Origin of the sequence: Mesorhizobium sp. M7A.F.Ca.ET.027.03.2.1 (assembly GCF_003999175.1) — a bacterium.
Classification (GTDB): Bacteria; Pseudomonadota; Alphaproteobacteria; order Rhizobiales; family Rhizobiaceae; genus Mesorhizobium.
The window spans coordinates 1-1,804 of sequence record NZ_RZOM01001172.1; the positions used below are offsets into that span (position 1 = coordinate 1).

The window sequence follows — 1,804 nt, forward strand, 5'->3', positions numbered from 1 at the left end:
CCGGCGCGCCGGATTTCATGTCGACATTGGAGGAGAACGAGCCGTAGACGACCGGTGCGCCGGGTCGCACGATCTGCGCCAGCGTCAGCCCGGCGAGCGCCTCGGCATGCTGCAGCGTCAGCGCGCCAGCCACCGTGATCGGCGCCATCGCGCCCGCCAGGCAGAACGGCGTGATGACGGAGATTTGGCCCGCGCGGGCGAAATCGATGATGCCTTGCGCCATCGGGATATCGAGCTGGCGCGGCGAGTTGGTGTTGATGACGGTGTAGCAATATGCATTTGCCAGAAACTCGTCCTGCGACAGGCCGCGCGCCAGACGAATCATCTCGAACCCGTCCTCGACTTGCGGCGTGCCGCGCGCGAAGACGAACGGGAGCTTGTCCGACAGCGTCAGCTGCGCGCGGTTGACGGCATAGTGGCGAAAGCGGTTGTCGACATCCTGCGGTTCGATGCAGGGCCCCAGCATATGCAGCACGTCGAAATGCTGCACCAGCCGCATGAGATCCTCGAAATCCGCCAGTGTTCCCGGCCGCCGGCCGCGCTCGAGATCCGTGACGTTCGGCGCCCCGCATCCGGCCAGGAAGGTCATCGAGCCGAGCTCCAGCGTCAGATCCCGGGCGCGCGAACCGGCATGAGCGTGGATCGATCTCGGCGCCGAGGCGAGTGCCGCCGTCACCATGTCGCGGCCGATGCGCACCATGTCGGTGTCCGGATCGACCAGCGCGCCGGCGCTGGCGAAAAGCTCACGCGCCTGCGGCAGCAGCACCTTGATGCCGAGTTCTTCCAGCACCCGCAGCGCCGTGTCGTGAATCGCGGCCACTTGATCGTCCGAAAAGATCGGCTGCGGCAGGAACGGGTTCTTCAGCGAATGGTAGTTGGGACGGCGGCTGCTTTCGCTGCCGGCCTCGCTGCGCAAGGATATCGGCTTTCCGGACGTCTTCGACGCGCAGAACGGCCGCCGCCCCTGACCTCGCGAGGCGCCAGTCAGTCATGCGTATCACCTGAAAGCGGTGTCGCCTGCATCGATACGCGTTTTTCGAAAGCCTCGAACCAGTGCGTCAGCCGCGCCCGCGAGCGAAAAGGCGGCAGGTGGCGGAACGCCATCCAGGACAGCGTGGTGGCCAAGGCGATGTGGCCGACATGGAGCGGTGCCTCGTCGTCCAGCGCGCTTTCGATCCAGTCGTAGCTCGCCTCGATCTTTTCCCGGTATCCGTCGGCGAGAGCACCATAGCGCAGCTTTTCGGGTCTCCTTTCTGTCTCCCAGCGCAAAGCGATGCCTGTCTGCGCGAGGCCCTGGGCGACCGACTGAAGCCGCAACGCCTGCCAGCGCGCCTCGCCGTCCTGCGGCAGCAGCTTGCGGCCGTCATGCAGTGTGTCGAGATAGGCGCAGATGACATCGGAATCGAAGATCGGCGACGCATTTGGCCGCAACAGCACCGGCACCTTGCCAAGCGGATTTTCGGCGTAGACATCGGCGTTGCGCAAGGTGGGACTGGTCTCATGATGGATGACCTCCAGCCGATCGGCAATGCCAACCTCATGGGCGAAGACAAGCGCCTTGCGCGCGAAGGGTGAGTGGGTCTGATAGTAGAGGATCATTGTCGTCCCGGGGTTGAAGAGGCGTTCGCGTGATCCATCTGTTCTAGCCTGCGAGCCGAGAGAATTGCGCTCTGATTGGGCGCCGCCGACGCAAGTTCGTTTCACGCCTCTCGCTCGAGCCCGCGGCTGTCCGGGATTATCAAGGGCCGACCGCCAAAAAAATTCGCCGCCATGTAGGATCGCCGCCGTCCGATCCGTCCTATGG

Annotated in this window: 2 protein-coding genes; both read right to left on the bottom strand. The window is 64.6% G+C overall.

The features are described 5' to 3' along the window. On the bottom strand, window positions 1-916 hold a 916-nt coding region (locus EN750_RS32560; protein ID WP_245482877.1), incomplete at its 3' end, for a trimethylamine methyltransferase family protein. Window positions 917-984: 68 nt separating this feature from the next. Beyond that, a complete protein-coding gene (locus tag EN750_RS32565; RefSeq protein ID WP_127268661.1) occupies window positions 985-1,599 on the bottom strand; it encodes a glutathione S-transferase family protein in 615 nt (204 codons plus the stop codon). Between the last annotated feature and the right edge of the window lie 205 nt (window positions 1,600-1,804).

Excerpts from the sequence above, each read along its gene's own strand:
- EN750_RS32565 (WP_127268661.1), bottom strand. The coding sequence starts at position 1,599 with ATGATCCTCTACTATCAGACCCACTCACCCTTCGCGCGCAAGGCGCTT.